This is a genomic window from Vibrio sp. Y20_XG_PY13 (assembly GCF_024181925.1).
GTDB classification, from domain to species: Bacteria; Pseudomonadota; Gammaproteobacteria; order Enterobacterales; family Vibrionaceae; genus Vibrio; species Vibrio parahaemolyticus.
Genome location: NZ_JAMZAL010000038.1, coordinates 1 through 1363, shown reverse-complemented (window position 1 = coordinate 1363; position 1363 = coordinate 1). Strand labels below are relative to the sequence as shown.

The 1363-nt window shown below is 48.3% G+C and carries 1 protein-coding gene; it reads left to right on the top strand.

Annotation, left to right across the window (positions count from 1 at the left end; translation table 11 throughout):
* Positions 1–1363: tandem-95 repeat protein (locus tag NL646_RS23305; protein WP_253664758.1), on the top strand; the 1363-nt coding region annotated here is incomplete at both ends.

The window sequence follows — 1363 nt, the reverse complement described above, 5'->3', positions numbered from 1 at the left end:
AGCAACGTGTTGGTTTCGATTGAAAATGGCATCGCGACCATTTCACCAACAGCAGACTGGAACGGCTCAGAAACCCTAACGTTTACTGCTACTGATCCAAGCGGTGAAAGCATTAGCCAAACCGTAAACTTCACGGTTGCGCCTGTGGCGGACATCGTGGCAGACAAAGCGACGGTTGTGGAAGACACTTCAACCGTCATTAAGGTCGTAGGTAACGACACGTTCGAAGGCGACGGTAAAGTGGTGTCGTTAGATACCAATAACGGCCCAGCCAACGGCACGGTCTCGGTCAATCCTGACGGCAGCGTGACTTACACGCCAAACGACAACTACCACGGTACAGACAGTTTCACCTACATTGTCACGTCAGGTGGGGTATCGGAATCCACCACGGTGAGCGTCGATGTGACGCCAGTGAATGATGCACCAGTGGCGAAAGATGACATCGCTACGACACAAGAAGACACTGCAGTTACTATTGATGTTCTGTCAAACGATACTGATGTGGATGGCGATAAGTTGTCGATCCAATCTGCGACTGTTCCTGAAGCACAAGGTAAAGTAGAGATCGTTGATGGCAAACTCGTCTTCACTCCGGCCGAAAACTTCAATGGTGACGTTGAAATTACCTACACCGTAACGGACGGTCAATTGACCGACGAAGCGAAAGTAACTGTTACAGTAAATCCAGTAAACGATGCGCCAACCATCAAGGTTGATGCTGTAGAAAGCATCACTGAAGACGCGGTGAGTACCGATACGGTAGTTGCAACGTTGGAAGTCGCTGATACTGATACGCCAGAAGACCAATTAACCGTTTCTTTAGAAAACAACTCAAACGGTTACTTTGTGTTAGTTGGCGATGAAGTCAAGCTGACTCAAGCGGGTGTTGACGCGGTTAACAACGACGAACTCAACCTTAAAGATCTGACTATCAGTGCGTCAGTATCGGATGGTGTTAATCCAACGGCTAGCGACAGTGATAGTTTGGTTGTGAATCGTGTTAACGATGCACCGACTGTTGAAAATGCCATTGCAGATCAAGAGTTATCGGAAGACTTTGCGACCTACACGATTGATTTAAACGACGCATTTAAAGATAGCGACTCAGCGCTAAACTTCTCAGTGTCTGGCAATAGCAACGTGTTGGTTTCGATTGAAAATGGCATCGCGACCATTTCACCAACGGCAGACTGGAACGGCTCAGAAACCTTAACGTTTACTGCTACCGACCCAAGCGGTGAAAGCATTAGCCAAAGGGTGGACTTTACGGTTGCGTCTGTGGCGGACATTGTGGCAGACAAAGCGACGGTTGTGGAAGACACACCAACCATCATCAAGGTCTTAGGTAACGACACGTTCG